Below are 16501 nucleotides of genomic sequence, written 5' to 3' on the forward strand. Positions count from 1 at the left end.
GGGAAGCTGACAGCGGCGCCGCACCCGTTTGCCGCTACCGTCGGGTAGTGCCTGCGGACGGCGACGGCAACCCGGCTCCCCGGGGGGTCGAGGCCGGCCCGCACCCGCTGCGCAACCTCTGGCGGCTGCGCCACTACCTGCGCCCCCACGCGGCCGAGTTCGGCTGGCTGCTGCTGGCCGGGCTCGCCGCCACCGGGGCGGGCATCGCCGTACCGCTGGTGACGCAGCGGGTGGTGGACGGCCCGGTCGCCCGGCAGGACCCGGCCGGGCTGTTCCGGCTGGCCGGGCTGGCGCTGCTGCTCGGCCTGGTCGAGGCGCTGCTGATCTTCATCCGGCGCTGGGTGCAGTCGTCGTCCTCGATGCGGATCGAGGCGGCGATCCGCGCCGACGTCTACGCCCACCTGCAGCGGCTGCCGGCCAGCTTCCACGACCGGTGGCAGTCCGGCCAGCTCCTGTCCCGGATCACCAGCGACCTGTCGGTGCTGCGCCGGTTCCTCTCCTTCGGCCTGTTCTTCCTGGTCCTCAATCTGGTGACCTACCTGGCCGTGGTGGCGCTGCTGATCCGGCTGCACCCCGCGCTGGGGCTGCTGGTGGCGGCGAGCGCGGTGCCGCTGTTCCTGATCACCCGGCGCTTCGCCCGGCGCTACCACGCCGCCTCCCGCCGGATGCAGGACCAGCAGGGCGACGTGGCCACGCTGGTCGAGGAGACCGCGCAGGGGCTGCGCACGATGAAGGCGTACGGGCGGGGGCGGGAACTGGCCGCCCGGTTCGCGGCCGACGCCCGGGCGCTGCACGACACCGGGGTCGGCAAGGGCCGGCTGCTGGCCCGCACCTCCGCCCTGCTCGACCTGGTGCCGAACCTGACCCTGGGCGTGGTGCTGGTGGCCGGCGCGGCGGCCACCGCCGGGGGCGTGCTGACCATCGGTGAGCTGGTCGCGTTCGTCAGCCTCCAGCTGATGCTGATCTGGCCGGTGCAGTCGCTGGGCTGGATCGTCGCCAACGGCCAGGAGGCGGCGACCGCCGCCGACCGGGTGCTGGAGGTGCTGGACAGCCCACCCGCCATCGTGGACGCCCCGGGCGCGGTCGCCCTGCGCCGCGGCGAGGTGCGCGGCGGGCTGCGCTTCGAGCGGGTCTCGTTCCGCTACCCGGGCACCACGACGCCGGTGCTGCGGGAGGTCGACCTGACCGTCGAGCCGGGCGAGACCGTGGCGCTGGTCGGGGCGACCGGCTGCGGCAAGAGCACACTGCTCTCCCTGGTGCCCCGGCTGCACGACGTGACCGGTGGCCGGATCACCCTGGACGGGCACGACCTGCGCGACCTGCGGCTGTCCTCGCTGCGCCGGCTGGTCGGGGTGGCCTTCGAGGAGCCGACGCTGTTCTCCATGTCGGTGTGGGAGAACCTCACCCTGGGCCGGCCGGAGGCCGGGGAGGACGAGGTCCGGGCCGCCCTCACGCTCGCCCAGGCGGACTTCGCGTACGAGCTGCCGTGGGGGCTGGCCACCCGGGTGGGCGAGCAGGGGCTGTCGCTCTCCGGCGGGCAACGCCAGCGGCTGGCCCTGGCCCGGGCGGTGCTCGGCCGGCCGGCGCTGCTCGTGCTGGACGACCCGCTCTCCGCGCTCGACGTGCACACCGAGGCACTGGTGGAGGCCGCGTTGAAGCGGGTGCTGCGCAGCACGACCGCGCTGCTGGTGGTCCACCGGCCCTCCACGATCGCCCTCGCCGACCGGGTGGCGCTGCTGGAGGGGGGCCGGATCACCGCCGTCGGGCGGCACTCCGAGCTGCTCGCCGACGTGCCGGCGTACCGCGCGGTGCTCTCCGCCGAGCCGGCCCCGGCGCCGCCCGACGGTCGCGGCCTGGTGCGGTCGTGACCGGCGGGGCCGCCCACCCGGGCGGGGCGGACCTCGCCCGGTGGCGCGGCGTCGCCACCGACCCCGACGCCGACCGCAGCCACGCCGAGGACACCACGCCGGAGGCGGTGGCCCGCCTCCGGGCCCGCAGCCGGGTGCTGCTGCGCGACCTGGTGCGCCCGCACCGGCGCCGGCTCGGGCTGGCCGTCGCGCTGCTGCTCGGCCAGAACGCCGCCGCGATGGCCGGGCCGTACCTCGTCATGCTCGGCATCGACCGGGCCATCGCGCCGCTGCGGGCCGGCGAGCCCGGCCCGCTGCTGGCCGTCGCCGCCGCGTTCGCCGCCGCCACCGTCGTCGAGTACGCCGCCCGCCGGGGGTTCCTCACCCTCTCCGCGCGGATCGGCCAGGCCATCCTGCTCGACCTCCGCCAGCGGGTGTACGGCCACTTCCTGCGCCTGTCGGTGGCGTTCCACGAGCGGTACACCTCCGGCCGGATGGTCTCCCGGCTCACCAGCGACCTGGACTCGATCGGGGAACTGGTCGGCGGCGGCATCGACGGCCTGGTGCTGGCGGTGCTGTCGATCCTGTCGGTGGCCGGCATCCTGCTCTGGCTGGACCCGCCGCTGGCCGCGGTGACCCTGCTCGCGTTCCCGTTCCTGTTCTGGCTGTCCCGCTGGTTCGCGCGGGCGTCGGCGGACGCGTGGCGGCGCACCCGGGAGACCGTGGCGCTGGTCATCGTCCACTTCGTGGAGTCGATGCGGGGCATCCGGGCGGTGCAGGCGTTCCGTCGGGAGCCGCGCAACCAGCGGATCTTCGCGGCGGTCAACGACGACTACCGGGTGGCGAGCCGGCACGCGTTCCGGCTGATGGCGACGTACTCGCCGGGGATCAAGGTGATCGGCAACGTGACCGTGGCGGTGGTGCTCTGCTACGGCGGTTGGCGGGTGCTCGGCGGGGCGACCGAGATCGGGGTGCTGGCCGCGTTCCTGCTCTACCTGCGGCGGTTCTTCGAGCCGATGCAGGAGCTGAGCCAGTTCTACAACTCGTTGCAGTCGGCCACGGCGGCCCTGGAGAAACTGGCCGGGGTGCTCGACGAGCGGCCCTCGGTGGCCGAGCCGGCCCGGCCCGTGCCGCTGCCCGCCGGGCCGGGGCGCGGGGCGGTCGCCTTCCGCGCGGTCACCTTCGGCTACCGGCCGGACGCGCCCATCCTCGCCGGGCTCGACCTCGCCGTCCCGGCCGGGCAGACCGTGGCGCTGATCGGGCCGACCGGCGCCGGCAAGTCGACCGTCGCCAAGCTGCTCGCCCGGTTCCACGACCCGCTCGCCGGCACGGTCAGCCTGGACGGCGTCGACCTGCGCGAGGTCGCCGACGCGGAGCTGCGCCGCGCGGTGGTGCTGGTGACCCAGGAGACCCACCTCTTCGGCGGGACGGTCGCGGAGAACATCCGGTTCGGCCGTCCCGGCGCCGACGACGCCGCCGTGGAGGCCGCCGCCCGGGCGATCGGCGCGCACGACTTCATCGCGGCCCTCCCCGAGGGGTACGCCACGCAGGTCCACCGGCGCGGCGGCCGGCTCTCCGCCGGGCAGCGGCAGCTCGTCGCGTTCGCCCGGGCGTTCCTGGCCGACCCGGCGGTGCTGGTCCTGGACGAGGCGACCTCCTCGCTGGACGTGCCGACCGAGCGGCTGGTGCAGCGCGCCCTCGGCACCGTCCTGCGCGACCGCACCGCCCTGGTGATCGCGCACCGGCTCTCCACGGTGGAGACGGCCGACCGGGTGCTGGTGCTCGACGGCGGCCGGATCGTCGAGGACGGCCCGCCCGGCCGGCTCGCCGCCGCCGGCGGCCGTTACGCCGCCCTGCACCGGCAGTGGCGCGACTCGCTGGTGTGAGCCACGGTCCGTGGCGTCGCCCCGCCGCACGCGGCCGGCGGGTCCCACGAAGATCACCTGTGCCACTAGACTCACCGCGCCGAGCGGCGCGTCCACCAGGTGGTCGTCCCGGCGGCGGCGACGGGGGAGGTTGCGAGTGCGGTTCGGACGACGGGTGATGGTGGCCGGGGTGGTCGTCGCCTGCGCGCTGGGGGCGGCGGCGGTCGCCGGGATTCCGTTCGGCGACGCCGGCCGGACGCCGGCCACGCCCGCCGCGCAGGAATCCCCGGCGTCGCCGGGCGACGACGCCGCCCCGACGGGCGCGCCGGCCCGCGCCGACAGCGGACTCGGCAACCGCCCCGGAGGCGGGGCCACGCCGGGCGCGGCGGCGTCCCTCCGGGCCCGACCGGCCGCCGAGGTCGCCGCCGACAGCCCCGCCTCGGTCTCCTACCTGCGCGACCGCTACCGGGTCGACGCCGGCGAGGCGGCCCGGCGGCTCGCCCTCCAGGAGCTGTCCGCGCCGCTGGCCGCCCGGCTCGCCACGGAGTTCCCCGCCGCGTACGGCGGGATGTGGCTGGACCAGGCCGCCGGCGGCGTGCTGACCGTCGCCGCCACCGGCGTCGAACCGGTCCGGGCGGCGCTGACCGGCATGCCGGACGCGGCGCACGTCCGGGTGGTGCCGGTGCGCCACCCGCTGCGGCAGCTCACCGAGGCGGCGACCCGGCTGGCCACCGCGCTCGACGCCACGGCCGGCGCCGACGTGGTGGTGGAAGAGCGGGCCAACGAGGTCGTCGTGTTGACCGGCGACCGGATCGCCGCCGACGATCCCCGGCTGGCCGACGCGCTGCGCGCCGCCGGGGTGCCGGCCCGCGCGCAGGCCCGGGTCGCCGACACCGCGGTGCAGAAGGCCTGCGACCCGCGCGACTGCGCGCAGGCGCCGATGCGCGGCGGCATCCGGCTGGACGTGCCGCGCGACGACGGCACCGTGGGCGGCTGCACGACGGGCTTCAACGTGCTCGTCGGGCTGCGCGACCCGTACGTGCTGACGGCGGGGCACTGCGTCGTCGGGGGGCGGCACCAACTGGTGGACCGCACCTGGCACAAGTTCCTCGGCCCGAAGGTGCCGATGACGGTCGAGTCGTCGAGGTCGGGGCTGGCCGAGAACGCCTACCCGTACGACTACGCGATCATGCCGTACCAGTCGGGCGCGATCGGGCGGTGGGCGTACCCGGCGGGGGCGACGCAGGTGCCCAGCCTGGTCAACTACTGGTGCGTGCCGGACAGCACCGGGTGCGCCACCCGGGGCAGCCGCGACGTGGCGATCACCGGGTACGTGCCGTGGAGCGCCATCCAGCCCGGCTGGGTGGTCTGCGCCACCGGGGCGGCGTACACGCCGAAGGCCGGCGAGCAGTACGTCGACTCGGGCGCCGGGGCCGGCTACGTGCCCGGCACCCGCTGCGGGGAGATCATCGGCAAGACCAGCGGCGGCATCGACGTGCGCATCTGCGCCCGCCCGGGCGACAGCGGCGGCCCGCTCTTCACCGAGGCCGACGGCAAGGCGCTGGGCATCCTGTCGCAGGGCGACCCGGGGCAGGGCGCGTGCACCAACCCGAACGAGCGCAACTCGTACGCCCCGGTCTCCACGATCCTCGACCGGGCGAACGCCCGCACCTACGGGGGCCTGCGGATCCGGCTGGCCACCAAGGGCCCGCTGAGCGGCCCGGCCCCCCGCTGACCCGGCCGGCGGCCCGTCGACCGGGTCGCCGGCACCGGGCCGCTCGACCGTCGCGCCGACGGCTCACCAGCGGTCGACGTGCAGGACCTCGTCCAGGGGCCGCCGCCGTGCCGGCCGGAAGCCCTCCCCGGTGTGGAACGCGGTGGGGATCAACGCGGCCTGGCGCACGGTCGCGGGCAGCCCGAGCAGCTCGGCGACCTCCGCCTCGTACGCCAGGTGCAGCGTGGTCCAGGCGGTGCCGAGGCCGCGCGTCCGGGCGGCGAGCATGTAGCTCCACGCGGCCGGCAGCACCGACCCCCAGAGCCCCGCCTGGTTGCCGGCCGGCAGCTCGCCGGAGTCCACCTCGATGCACGGGACGAGCAGCACCGGCACCTGCCCCATCCGGTCGGCGAGCCAGGCCACGCTCTCCCCCACCCGGCGCTGCACCTCGGCCCGCTCCGGGTCGTCGGCGAAGAGCCGGGCGGCCGAGCGCTCCGAGGCGAGGTAGCCGTGCGCCGCGCGCTGGTAGATCCGGCCGATCAGGTCCCGCTTCGCCGGGTCGGTCACCACGATCCACTGCCAGCCCTGCCGGTTCGACCCGGACGGCGCCTGGAGGGCGATCTCCAGGCACTCGCGGACCAGTTCCATCGGCACGGGTCGGGTGAGGTCCAGCCGCCTGCGGACCGAGCGGGTGGTGGTGAGCAGCTCGTCGGGGCTCAGCGGGAGTGTCGGCACGACATCCATCGTGGCACGCCGGTTAACCCGTGGTCCGGCCGTTGGCCGGTGCCTACGATCGACGGATGACCGATACGGCGAGGACGGCCCGCGCCGGCGTCCCCGAGCGTCCGACCCTGGACGGGCTCGAGGAGACCTGGGCGCGCCGCTGGCAGGAGGAAGGCACGTACGCGTTCGACCGCTCGAAGGAGCGGGCCGACGTATACGCGATCGACACCCCGCCGCCGACCGTATCCGGCGAGCTGCACATGGGCCACGTCTTCTCGTACACGCACACCGACATCGTGGCCCGGTTCCAGCGGATGCGCGGGCGGGCGGTGTTCTACCCGATGGGCTGGGACGACAACGGCCTGCCGACCGAGCGTCGGGTGCAGAACGTCCACGGCGTGCGCTGCGACCCGACGCTGCCGTACGACCCGTCGTGGATGCCGCCGGCCGCCCCCGTCGACGACGCCGCCCGCCGGGACCCGACGCCGGTCTCCCGGCGCAACTTCATCGAGCTGTGCGAGCGGCTGACGGTCGCCGACGAGCAGGTCTTCGAGGCGCTGTGGCGGCGGCTCGGGCTCTCCGTGGACTGGACGTTGACGTACACGACGATCGGGCGGGTGGCCCGGGCGACCTCGCAGCGGGCGTTCCTGCGCAACCTGGCCCGGGGCGAGGCGTACCAGGCGGAGGCCCCGACGCTGTGGGACGTCGGGTTCGCCACCGCCGTCGCCCAGGCGGAGCTGGAGGACCGGGAGCGGCCCGGGGCGTACCACCGGCTGCGGTTCGCCGGGCCGGCCGGGCGCGAGGTGCTGATCGACACCACCCGGCCGGAGCTGCTGCCGGCCTGCGTGGCGCTGGTCTGCCACCCCGACGACGAGCGGTACGCGGACCTGGTCGGCGGCACCGCGCGTACGCCGGTGTTCGGGGTCGAGGTGCCGGTGCGGGCGCACCCGCTGGCGGACCCGGCCAAGGGCACCGGCATCGCGATGGTCTGCACGTTCGGCGACCTGACCGACGTGACCTGGTGGCGGGAGCTGCGGCTGGACACCCGGGTGGTGATCGGCCGGGACGGCCGGCTGCTGCCGGAGGCGCCCGCCGGGGTGCCGACGCAGCCCTACGCGGCGCTGGCCGGGCAGACCGTCAACGGTGCCCGGCGGACGCTGGTGCAGATGCTCGCCGACGCCGGCGACCTGGTCGGCGAGCCGCGCCCGATCACCCACCCGGTGAAGTTCTACGAGCGCGGCGACCGGCCGCTGGAGATCGTCTCGACCCGGCAGTGGTATCTGCGCAACGGCGGCCGGGACGTCGCCCTGCGCGAGGAACTGCTGGCCCGGGGCGGGGAGCTGCGCTGGGTGCCGGAGCACATGCGGCACCGCTACGAGCACTGGGTGGGCGGCCTGACCGGTGACTGGCTGGTCAGCCGGCAGCGCTTCTTCGGCGTGCCGGTGCCGGTGTGGTACCGGCTCGACGACGCTGGCGAGCCGGACTACACGCACCCTCTCACGCCGGACGAGTCCGCACTGCCGGTCGACCCGTCCAGCGACGCCCCGCCCGGGTTCGAGGAGTCCCGGCGTGGCCGGCCGGGTGGCTTCGTCGGCGACCCGGACGTGCTCGACACCTGGGCCACCTCGTCGCTGACCCCGCAGATCGTGGGCGGCTGGGAGACCGACCCGGACCTGTTCGCGCGGGTCTTCCCGATGGACCTGCGCCCGCAGGGGCAGGAGATCATCCGTACCTGGCTCTTCTCCACCGTGGTCCGCTCGCACGTGGAGCACGGGGTGCTGCCCTGGCGGGACGCGGTGCTCTCCGGCTGGATCCTGGACCCGGACCGCAAGAAGATGTCCAAGTCCAAGGGCAACGTGGTCACCCCGATGGCGTTGCTGGAGCAGCACGGCTCCGACGCGGTGCGGTACTGGGCGGCGAACGGCAAGCCGGGCATGGACCTCGCCTTCGACCCGGCCCAGATCAAGGTCGGCCGGCGGCTGGCCACCAAGCTGCTCAACGCGTCGAGGTTCGCCCTCGGGCTGGGCGCCGCCGACGCGTTGCGCGCCCCGGCGACCGAGCCGCTGGACCGCGCCATGCTCGCCGAACTGTCCGGCGTGGTCGCCGCCGCGACCGCCGCGCTGGAGGCGTACGACCACACGGCGGCGTTGCAGGCGGCCGAGTCGTTCTTCTGGCGGTTCTGCGACGACTACATCGAGCTGGTGAAGGAGCGCGCCTACGGCTCCGGGCCGGGGGCGGACTCGGCCCGGGCGGCGCTGGCCACCGCGCTCTCGGTGCAGTTGCGGCTGTTCGCCCCGGTGCTGCCGTACGCGACCGAGGAGGTCTGGTCCTGGTGGCGCTACGGCTCGGTGCACCGCGCGCCCTGGCCGACCACGTACGAGGTGGGCCGGGCGATCGAGGGCACCGGCGAGCCGGAGCTGCTGCGGCTGGCCGGGGACGCGCTCAGCCAGGTGCGCCGGGCCAAGTCGGAGCGAAAACTGTCGATGCGGGCGGAGGTGCCGCTGGCCGAGGCGCTCGGCCCGGCGGCCCTGCTGGACCAGCTCACCACGGTCGCCGACGACCTCCGCGCCGCCGGCCGGATCACGAAACTGGACCTGCTCCCCGACCGCACCACCGAGCTGGTGATCGCCTGCGCCTTCTGAGCGCGGCCCCGCCGCGCCCCGACGGGGCGCGGCGGGGTCACCAGCCGCGCAGCAGGCGCAGGCCGAGCAGGAAGGCGGCGACGGCGGGGCCGACCAGCAGGGTGATCGCCTGGAGCCGGTACGGCATCCGGTGCCGGGTCAGCTCGACGGCGTTTCCCAGCACGATCACCCCGGCCAGCATCAGGAACGCGCCCCACATGGGGGCGGTCCCCACGTCGACCAGGCCGGCGCGGGTCAGTTGCAGCGTCCCGCCGAGCAGCAGGGCGCCGGCCAGCGCCAGCAGGGCGACCGCCCGGTGCAGCCCCCGGGCCAGCGGGTGGACCGGCCGCCAGTGGTAGGTGCCGGCGACCGCCAGGCACGGCAGGATGACCATCAGCGGCCAGCCCCTGCCGAACGCCCCGAACATCAGCAGCGCCCCGACCGCGAACACCAGCGCGCCGAGACAGGCGACCACGTAGCCGGCGAAGGCGCGCCCGCCGCCCCGGGCCAGCAGCGGCCCGCCGGTGGCGGCGATCAGTGCCCCGGGGATCAGCACGAACCCCGCCCACCAGTGGAAGTGCCCGCTGGCCTGGGCGGCCGTGGTGGTCGCCGCCGCCGCGAGCCCGGCGACCGCCAGGCTGACCAGCCGGTGCCGGCCGGCACCGGGGTAGGAATCGCGCGACATGACCAGACCCGCTTCCGCACTCACTTCCACAGCCTCGCCCGGCGGCGCGGCCCGGTCCATCCGGCCAGCCCTACCATCGGGGGTCGGGCCGCCCGGACGGCCGTCACGCGGGGGTCAGCTCGTCTCGCCGGCCACGCTGAACGAGCGGAGCCGGTCGATCGCCAGCACGGTGAAGCCGACGCTGATCAGCGCGGTCATCACCGCCGCCACGGGCACCGAGACGCTGGCCTCCAGCAGCCCGGTGGGGGCCAGCCGGTCGGCGAGGGCGATCACGTACTGCTGGATGGAGAGCACCTGGGTGCCGGTGACGACGTTGCCGAGCAGCCCCTCCCAGATGAGCACGTAGACCAGGCCGAGCAGCACGGGCCGCCGGGTGAGCAGGCTCAGCGCCAGGAACAGCGCCGAGTACGCCAGCGCACCGACCGCCGCCGCGGCGGCGAGCGCCAGGCCGAGGCGTACCGAGTGGGCGAGCACGCCCGCGACGTAGAGCGGCACGGCGACGGTGACCGCCGTGACGCCGGTGGCCACCGCCAGCTTCGGCAGCACGATCTGCCAGCGCGGCAGCGGCTTGGTCAGGATGTGCACGACCGTGCCGTCGTCGATCTCGGCCCCCAGCACGCCGGTGCCGACGATCAACGCGACCACCGGCAGCACCACGGCCAGGCCGAGGCCGACCAGCACCGGCGGGCCCCACTCGCCCGGGTCCACCCCGAGCGAGCGGGAGAGCACGGCGAGCAGCACCAGCACCGCCGGGAGCGGCACCAGCAGGAGGAACCGGCGACGCCCGAACAGCCCCCGCGCGGTGATCCAGGAAACGGTAGACATGCTCAGGCCTCCACCAGGTAGGAGAAGACGCTCTCCAGGGACTCGTCCTCGGGCACCAGTTGCCGCACCCGGATGCCCTTGGCCAGGGCGATCTTCGGCAGCGCGCGGGTGAACGCGCCGTAGTCGCCGGCCCGCACGGTCAGCCCCGCGCGGCCCAGCTCCACCCCGGTCACCGACGCCTCCGCCATCAGCGCCACGGCGAGCGCCCGATCGTCGGTGGAGTGGACGGCGAAGACGTGCGGCCGGTTGGTCATCAGCCGGCGGATGGTGCGGAAGTCGCCGGAGGCGGCGAGCCGGCCGGCGACCATCACCTGGACGGTGCCGGAGACCTGCTCGACCTCCTCCAGGATGTGCGAGCTGAACAGGATCGTCCGGCCGGCGTCGCCGAGGCGGTGCAGCAGCTCCATCATGTGCAGCCGCTGACGCGGGTCCATCCCGTTGAACGGCTCGTCCAGCAGCAGCACCTGCGGCTCGTGCACGAGCGCGGCGGCCACCCGGGCGCGCTGCCGCATGCCCTTGGAGTACGTGCCGATCCGGCGGTCCTGCGCCGCCTCCATCTCCACCAGGGCGATCGCCCGGCGGGCCGCCGCCGCCGGGTCCGGCAGCCGGTGCAGCTTCGCGCTGGCCAGCACGAACTCGTACGCGGTGAGGAACGTGTGCACCGCCTCCCGCTCGCTCACCAGGCCCAGCCGGCGGTAGACCTCCGGGTTGCGCCAGGTGGGCCGGCCGTCCAGGGTCACCGCGCCGCGCGACGGGGCCAGGAAGCCGGCCATCATGTGCAGCAGGGTGGTCTTGCCCGCGCCGTTCGGGCCGAGCAGCCCGGTGACGCCGGGGCCGAGGGTCATGCTGACGTCGTTGACCGCCACCACGTTGCCGTACCAGCGGGAGACGCCGGCGAGGTCCAGGGTGCTGGCGGCGGCGGTCGCGGCCCCCGCCGCGGGGTCGGCGCTCGTCGTGGTCATCGGGCGGCCACCTTCCGGTATCGCAGCAGCAGCAGGGCGACGCAGCCGGCCACCAGCAGCACGGCGGCGGCCGCGTAGACCGGGCCGAAGTCGCCGATCATGAGCCCCTCCTGTCCCTTGGGAAGCAGGTCGCCGAGGGCCCAGTCGCCGACGCCCCGCACCAGCGTGGACGGCGAGGCGAGGAAGGCCAGCTCGTTGACCGTCCGGGACGGCATGATCGACAGGGTGCCGACGACCGGGGTGGTCATCAGGAACACCGCCACGATCCCGCCGGCCGCGAACGCCCGCTTGCCGGTCAGCGACGCGACCAGCAGGCCGACCGAGGCGAAGACCACCGCCCAGAGCCCGGCGTAGAGCAGGCCCGGCAGCAGGTCGAGCAGCTCGTTCCAGACTCCGCGCATGCCGTCGTCGGTGGTGAAGGCGGCGCCCAGGAACATCACCAGCTGCGGGCCGCCGAGCAGCAGCCAGAGCGCGGTCACCAGCGCCAGCAGCTTGGCCAGCGGGTAGTCCGACCGGGGCAGCGGCCGGGAGAAGTAGAGGGGCAGCACCCCGCTGCGCAGGTCCCGGGAGACCAGCTCGGGGGCGACCACCGCGACGAAGAAGATGACCAGCCAGCTCATGTTGTCGGCGAACTGGGCGTACGTCATCACCGCCTCGCCGATCTGGCTGCGCACCGCGGTGAGGCCCGCGGCCACCACGGTGACGATGCCGACCACCAGCCAGGGGAAGATCTTGGCCTTGGCGCTGCGCCCGAACCCGAACGCCGTACGCAGCCCGTGCAGGTAGAGCGCGCCGAAGACCTGCCGACGCCCCAGGCGGGGGCCGGTGTAGCGCTGGTATCCGATGTCGTGGATGACACCGGTGGGCTCAGGCATGGCTGGGCTCCCTCGTGGCGAAGAGCTCGGCGACCCGGTGCCGGCGCTGGTCCAGCCGGTGCAGCGGCAGGTCCAGCTCGGCGACCGCGCCGAGGATGAGGTCGTAGGTGGCGTCGTCGGCGAGTTCGACGAGCAGCAGCCGCCCGTCCCGGCGTACCGGCAGGCGCAGAGCGGCGAGCCGGGCGGCCAGTTCCTCGGTGCCCTCGCTGACCTCGACGGCGAGCACGTCGGTGGCCGACGTCATGGCGGAGATGTGGTCGGCCCGCAGCAGCCGCCCGCCGTCGATGGCGACCAGCGTGTCGCAGATCCGCTCCACCTCGCCGAGCAGGTGCGAGCAGACCAGCACGGAGATGCCGAACTCGGTGCCGATCCGGTGCACCAGGGCCAGCATGGCGTCCCGGCCGGCCGGGTCGAGGCCGTTGGTCGGCTCGTCGAGCAGCAGCAGGTCGGGGTCGTGCACCAGGGCCTGGGCGAGCTTCACCCGCTGCTTCATGCCGGTGGAGTAGCCGCCGACCGGGCGGTAGCGCTCCTCGTAGAGCCCGACGTGCCGCAGCGCCTCGGAGGCCCGCTCGCGGGCGACCGTACGCGGCAGCCCGCTGATCCGGCCGAGGTGGGTGACCAGCTCGGCGGCCGAGAGGTCCGGCGGCAGGGCGTCGTGCTCGGGCATGTAGCCGACCCGGGCGCGGACCCCGGCGGAGTCGGTGGTCGGGTCGAGCCCGAGTACCCGGACCCGCCCGCTGGTCGGGGCGAGGAGGCCGAGCAGGATCTTGATCAGCGTGGACTTGCCGGCGCCGTTCGCGCCGACCAGTCCGATGATCCCCGGCTCGACCGCGACGGTCAGGTCGGCCAGCGCGGTGACCCCACCCCCGTACGTCTTGGTCAGCGACTCGGTCGCGATCAGTGTCACGACGTCCAGCGTAGGAGGCCGACGCCCCTGCTGGGAGCGGCACGCCCCCGGCGCTCCCCTGATCCTTGCCGCCCACGCCCCCTAGGGTCCGCGCCCCGCACCGGGGAACCTCCGCGGAAATCTCCGCGCAACCAGGACGGCGGGAAAGGCGTCCACTCTAGAGCGGTGCACGCTGCCCGGGGTGGACCGGAATCCACCGGGGCCGACCGACACACGGGAGAGAGCATGATCGGCGGTACGGGGTCGCCCAAGGTGAGCGTGGTGGTGCCCACGCACGACAGCGGGCCGCACATCGAGAAGCTGGTGGCCTCGCTGCTGCGCCAGTCACTGCCTCCGGCGGAGTTCGAGGCGGTCTTCGTCGACGACGGCTCGACCGACGGCACCCCCGCCCGGCTGGCGGAACTCGCCGCCGCGCACCCGCACTTCCGGGTGCTGCGGATCGAGAACTCGGGCTGGCCGTCCCGGCCGCGCAACCTCGGTGTGGCGCAGGCCCGGGGCGAGTACGTGCTGTTCGCCGACGACGACGACTGGCTCGGCGACGAGGCGCTCGAACGGCTGCACGACTGCGCGCGGACGCACGACGCCGACGTGGTGGTCGGCCGGATGGCCGGGCACGGGCGCGGCGTGCCGCGCGAGCTGTTCCGGCGGAACCGGTTCGACGCCACGCTGGCCAACTCGCCGCTGATCGACAGTCTCACCTGCCACAAGATGTTCCGTCGCGCCTTCCTCGACGAGCACGGGCTGCGGTTCCCGGAGGGGTCGCCGCGGCGCCTGGAGGACCACCGGATGGTGGTCCGGTCGTACTTCCTGTCGAGGCGGACGTGCGTGCTGTCGGACTACACCTGCTACCACCACACCCGCCGCGGCGACGCCGGGAACGTCACGGCGACCCGGCTGGACCCGGCGGAGTACTACGCCAGCCTGCGGGAGGCGCTCGACATCGTCGACGCGCACACCGAGCCGGGGCCGCTGCGCGACCGGCTGCACCGGCGCTGGCTGCGCAACGAGATGCTCAACCGGGTACGCGGCCGGCGGATGCTCGACGCCCCCGAGGAGTGGCTCGCGCAGGTCGTCCGGGAGATCCAGGGGGTGATCCGGGAGCGCTTCGCGCCCGGGGTCGCCGCCGGCCTGCCCCCGCTGCAACGGGTGCTGGCGCACCTCGCCGAGCAGGGCCGGGTCGCGGACCTGCGCCGGCTGGCCGAGTGGGAGACGGGCGTCCGCGCCGCCGGCACCGTCGACCGCCACGAGGTGGCCGGTACGGCGCTGACGGTCACCGTCTCCGCCCGGCTGGAATCCGCCGGCCGCCCCGTCACCTTCGCCGCGGACGGCGACCGGGACCTGCTGGTGCTGCCCGTCGACGGCCTCGACCCGGTGCTGCGGGACATGACGGCCGCGCTGGGCCGGAGCAGGCTGGACGTCGTCGCCCGGCGCCGGGAGACGAGCGAGGAGGTCCTCCTGCCGGTCACCTCCGACACCCGCTGGGTGCCCGGCCCCGCCGGCGAGCGGCATCTCGTGCACCGTGCCGTCGCCACGGTCGACGGCGCCGCCCTCGACGTGGGCACCTGGTCGCTGAAGGCCCGGGTCACCTGCGCCGGGTGGACCGAGGACACCCGGCTGCCGCTGGTGCTGCGTCCGGCCGGCGACGGCGCCGCCCCGGCGGTGGAGGACGAACGGGCGCTCTGGACCCGGTTGCGCCGGGCCGTCCGGCGCCGGATCGGACGGCGCTGACCGGAACGCCGGCGGCGACCCGCCCACCGCCGAGAGCCGCCGGCCGGGCCGCCGGGCGCGGCGCGGCGTGGAGTGGCGCTCTCGACCGATCGCCGACAGGCTGAGAAACTGTGTGCCGGTCAGCGGGTTGGGGGGATGGATGAGCAACGGCTGGGTGGTGCCCGACGAGGTGCTCCGGGACGCGCCGGCGTACACGCCGCGCCCCGGCGAGCTCGCCGACCTGGAGCTGCTGCTGACCGGGGCGTACGCCCCGCTGACCGGCTTCATGACCCGCGCCGACCTGGTCTCGGTGAGCCGCCGGGGCCGGCTCGCCGACGGCGCCCCGTGGCCGGTGCCGGTGACGCTCCAGGTGCCCGCGGCGCTCGCCCAGGGCCTGGACCCGCGCGACGAGGCGCGCCGCACCCTGGTGCTGACCGACGGCGAGGGCGCACCGGTCGCGGCGCTGGAGGTCGCCGACGCCTGGCAGGTCCGCGACGGGGTGGCGGGCGTCGGGGGCGCGGTCCGCCGGCTCGGCGACGGCGGCCACGGCCCGTTCCAGCGGCTGCGCCGCACCCCCGAGGAGGTACGCGCGCTGCTGCCGCCCGGCCGGGTGCTCGGGGTGGTCGCCGACCGCCCGCTGCACCGGCCGCAGCTCGCCCAGATCGCCCACGCCGCCCGCACCCTCGGCGCCCACCTGCTGGTGATGATCCCCGTCGGCGAGGACGGCGTCGGTGGGCTGCCCCCGGAGGCGCTGGTGCGCGGCATCTTCGCCGCCCGGGACCGGATGCCGCCGGCCACGCTGGTCGCCGTGCCGCTCAGCCGGCGCCGCGACGAGATCAGCGACGCCCTGCTGCGGGCCCGGGTGTCGGCGGCGTACGGGGTGACGCACCTGCTCTCCACCGGTGAGATGCTCTCGGGCGCGGGCCTGCGGGTGCTGGTGCCACGCGAGCTGGCCTACGACAACCGCGACGGGCAGTGGCGCTGGCGGGAGGACATCCCGCCGCGCAACCGGCGCTTGGCCCTGACGCAGGCGGAGATCGACGACCTGCTGGACCGGGGCTTCCCGCTGCCCGAGTGGCACACCCCGCCGGCGGTGGCGAGGGAGCTGGCCCGGGCCCGTCCGCCCCGGCGGCACCGGGGCCTGGTGGTCTTCCTGACGGGGCTCTCCGGCTCCGGCAAGTCGACGATCGCGCGCGGCCTCGCCGACGCGCTGCGCGAGCAGGGCGACCGGACGATCACGCTGCTCGACGGCGACGTGGTGCGCCGGGAGCTCTCCGCCGGCCTGGGCTTCGGCAAGGCCGACCGCGACCTCAACGTGCGGCGGATCGGCTGGGTGGCCGCCGAGATCGCCCGGCACCGCGGCGTCGGCATCTGCTGCCCGATCGCCCCGTACGCCCAGGCGCGCGCGACCGCCCGGGAGATGGCCCTGGCCGCCGGGGCCGGTTTCCTGCTGGTGCACGTCGCGACCCCGCTGGAGGTCTGCGAGCAGCGCGACCGCAAGGGCCTGTACGCCCGGGCCCGGGCGGGCCTGCTCACCGGGATGACCGGCATCGACGACCCCTACGAGGAGCCGACCGACGCGGACCTGGTCGTCGACACCAGCGACCTGACGGTCGACGAGGCGGTCCAGGCCGTCCTGCACCACCTGACCGAGACCGGCTGGGTCGAGCCCAAGCTCCAGTCCATCTGATCCGCCCCTGTCTCCTTCCGCGGGTCGCCCCTCCGCGCTAGTGTTCGTCTTTGTTCGAACACGTTCGACCGCGTGAGAGC

General features: G+C 75.3%; 12 protein-coding genes. 6 read left to right on the forward strand and 6 right to left on the reverse strand.

All coding sequences use genetic code 11. The features are described from left to right. Window positions 1–47: 47 nt before the first annotated feature. The 3 genes from ACZ6O2_RS11605 (at window position 48) to ACZ6O2_RS11615 (ending at window position 5447) form a co-directional block, all read left to right on the forward strand. Window positions 48–1868 (forward strand): ABC transporter ATP-binding protein, encoded by a 1821-nt coding sequence (locus ACZ6O2_RS11605; RefSeq protein ID WP_466022789.1) that lies wholly within the window; start codon window positions 48–50, stop codon window positions 1866–1868. Then, entirely contained in the window at window positions 1865–3733 is a 1869-nt protein-coding gene (locus tag ACZ6O2_RS11610; RefSeq protein WP_350703939.1) for an ABC transporter ATP-binding protein, read from the forward strand. The genes ACZ6O2_RS11605 and ACZ6O2_RS11610 overlap by 4 nt, the downstream gene beginning before the upstream one ends. Before the next feature lie 136 nt (window positions 3734–3869). After that, complete coding sequence (locus ACZ6O2_RS11615) at window positions 3870–5447, forward strand: trypsin-like serine protease (RefSeq protein WP_466022790.1); 1578 nt, start codon at window positions 3870–3872, stop codon at window positions 5445–5447. Between the two features lie 63 nt (window positions 5448–5510). Here the strand turns inward: ACZ6O2_RS11615 and ACZ6O2_RS11620 are convergent, their stop codons facing one another. Continuing rightward, window positions 5511–6170 carry a nitroreductase family protein gene (locus ACZ6O2_RS11620; protein ID WP_466022791.1) on the reverse strand — a complete coding sequence of 220 codons (660 nt, stop codon included), beginning with the start codon at window positions 6168–6170 and terminating at the stop codon, window positions 5511–5513. 56 nt (window positions 6171–6226) lie between these two features. Between ACZ6O2_RS11620 and valS the strand changes: the two genes are divergently transcribed. Beyond that, window positions 6227–8791 (forward strand): valine--tRNA ligase, encoded by a 2565-nt coding sequence (valS, locus tag ACZ6O2_RS11625; protein ID WP_466022792.1) that lies wholly within the window; start codon window positions 6227–6229, stop codon window positions 8789–8791. Window positions 8792–8828: 37 nt separating this feature from the next. Here valS and ACZ6O2_RS11630 read toward each other — a convergent pair whose 3' ends face one another. The 5 genes from ACZ6O2_RS11630 to ACZ6O2_RS11650 form a co-directional block, all read right to left on the reverse strand. Further along, window positions 8829–9455 carry a hypothetical protein gene (locus ACZ6O2_RS11630; RefSeq protein WP_466022793.1) on the reverse strand — a complete coding sequence of 209 codons (627 nt, stop codon included), beginning with the start codon at window positions 9453–9455 and terminating at the stop codon, window positions 8829–8831. A gap of 114 nt (window positions 9456–9569) precedes the next feature. Beyond that, window positions 9570–10280, reverse strand: coding sequence for an ABC transporter permease (locus ACZ6O2_RS11635; RefSeq protein ID WP_466022794.1), 711 nt, complete (start codon window positions 10278–10280; stop codon window positions 9570–9572). Window positions 10281–10282: 2 nt separating this feature from the next. Further along, window positions 10283–11242 carry an ABC transporter ATP-binding protein gene (locus tag ACZ6O2_RS11640; RefSeq protein ID WP_466022795.1) on the reverse strand — a complete coding sequence of 320 codons (960 nt, stop codon included), beginning with the start codon at window positions 11240–11242 and terminating at the stop codon, window positions 10283–10285. After that, window positions 11239–12117 (reverse strand): ABC transporter permease, encoded by an 879-nt coding sequence (locus ACZ6O2_RS11645; protein WP_363701158.1) that lies wholly within the window; start codon window positions 12115–12117, stop codon window positions 11239–11241. The genes ACZ6O2_RS11640 and ACZ6O2_RS11645 overlap by 4 nt, the downstream gene beginning before the upstream one ends. Next, window positions 12110–13024, reverse strand: a complete 915-nt coding sequence (locus ACZ6O2_RS11650) for an ABC transporter ATP-binding protein (RefSeq protein WP_350703954.1) — start codon at window positions 13022–13024, stop codon at window positions 12110–12112. Before ACZ6O2_RS11650 ends, ACZ6O2_RS11645 begins: the two co-directional genes overlap by 8 nt. Before the next feature lie 225 nt (window positions 13025–13249). Here ACZ6O2_RS11650 and ACZ6O2_RS11655 point away from each other — a divergent pair, with 225 nt between their 5' ends. Both ACZ6O2_RS11655 and cysC read left to right on the forward strand, forming a co-directional pair. Next, the gene (locus ACZ6O2_RS11655; protein WP_350703956.1) at window positions 13250–14752 is read left to right on the forward strand and encodes a glycosyltransferase family A protein; all 1503 of its coding nucleotides are present in this window, start codon (window positions 13250–13252) and stop codon (window positions 14750–14752) included. Window positions 14753–14891: 139 nt separating this feature from the next. After that, on the forward strand, window positions 14892–16421 hold the full coding sequence (gene cysC / locus ACZ6O2_RS11660; RefSeq protein WP_466022796.1) for an adenylyl-sulfate kinase: 1530 nt from the start codon (window positions 14892–14894) through the stop codon (window positions 16419–16421). Window positions 16422–16501: the final 80 nt, after the last annotated feature.

Source organism: Micromonospora sp. NPDC048040 (assembly GCF_055587185.1).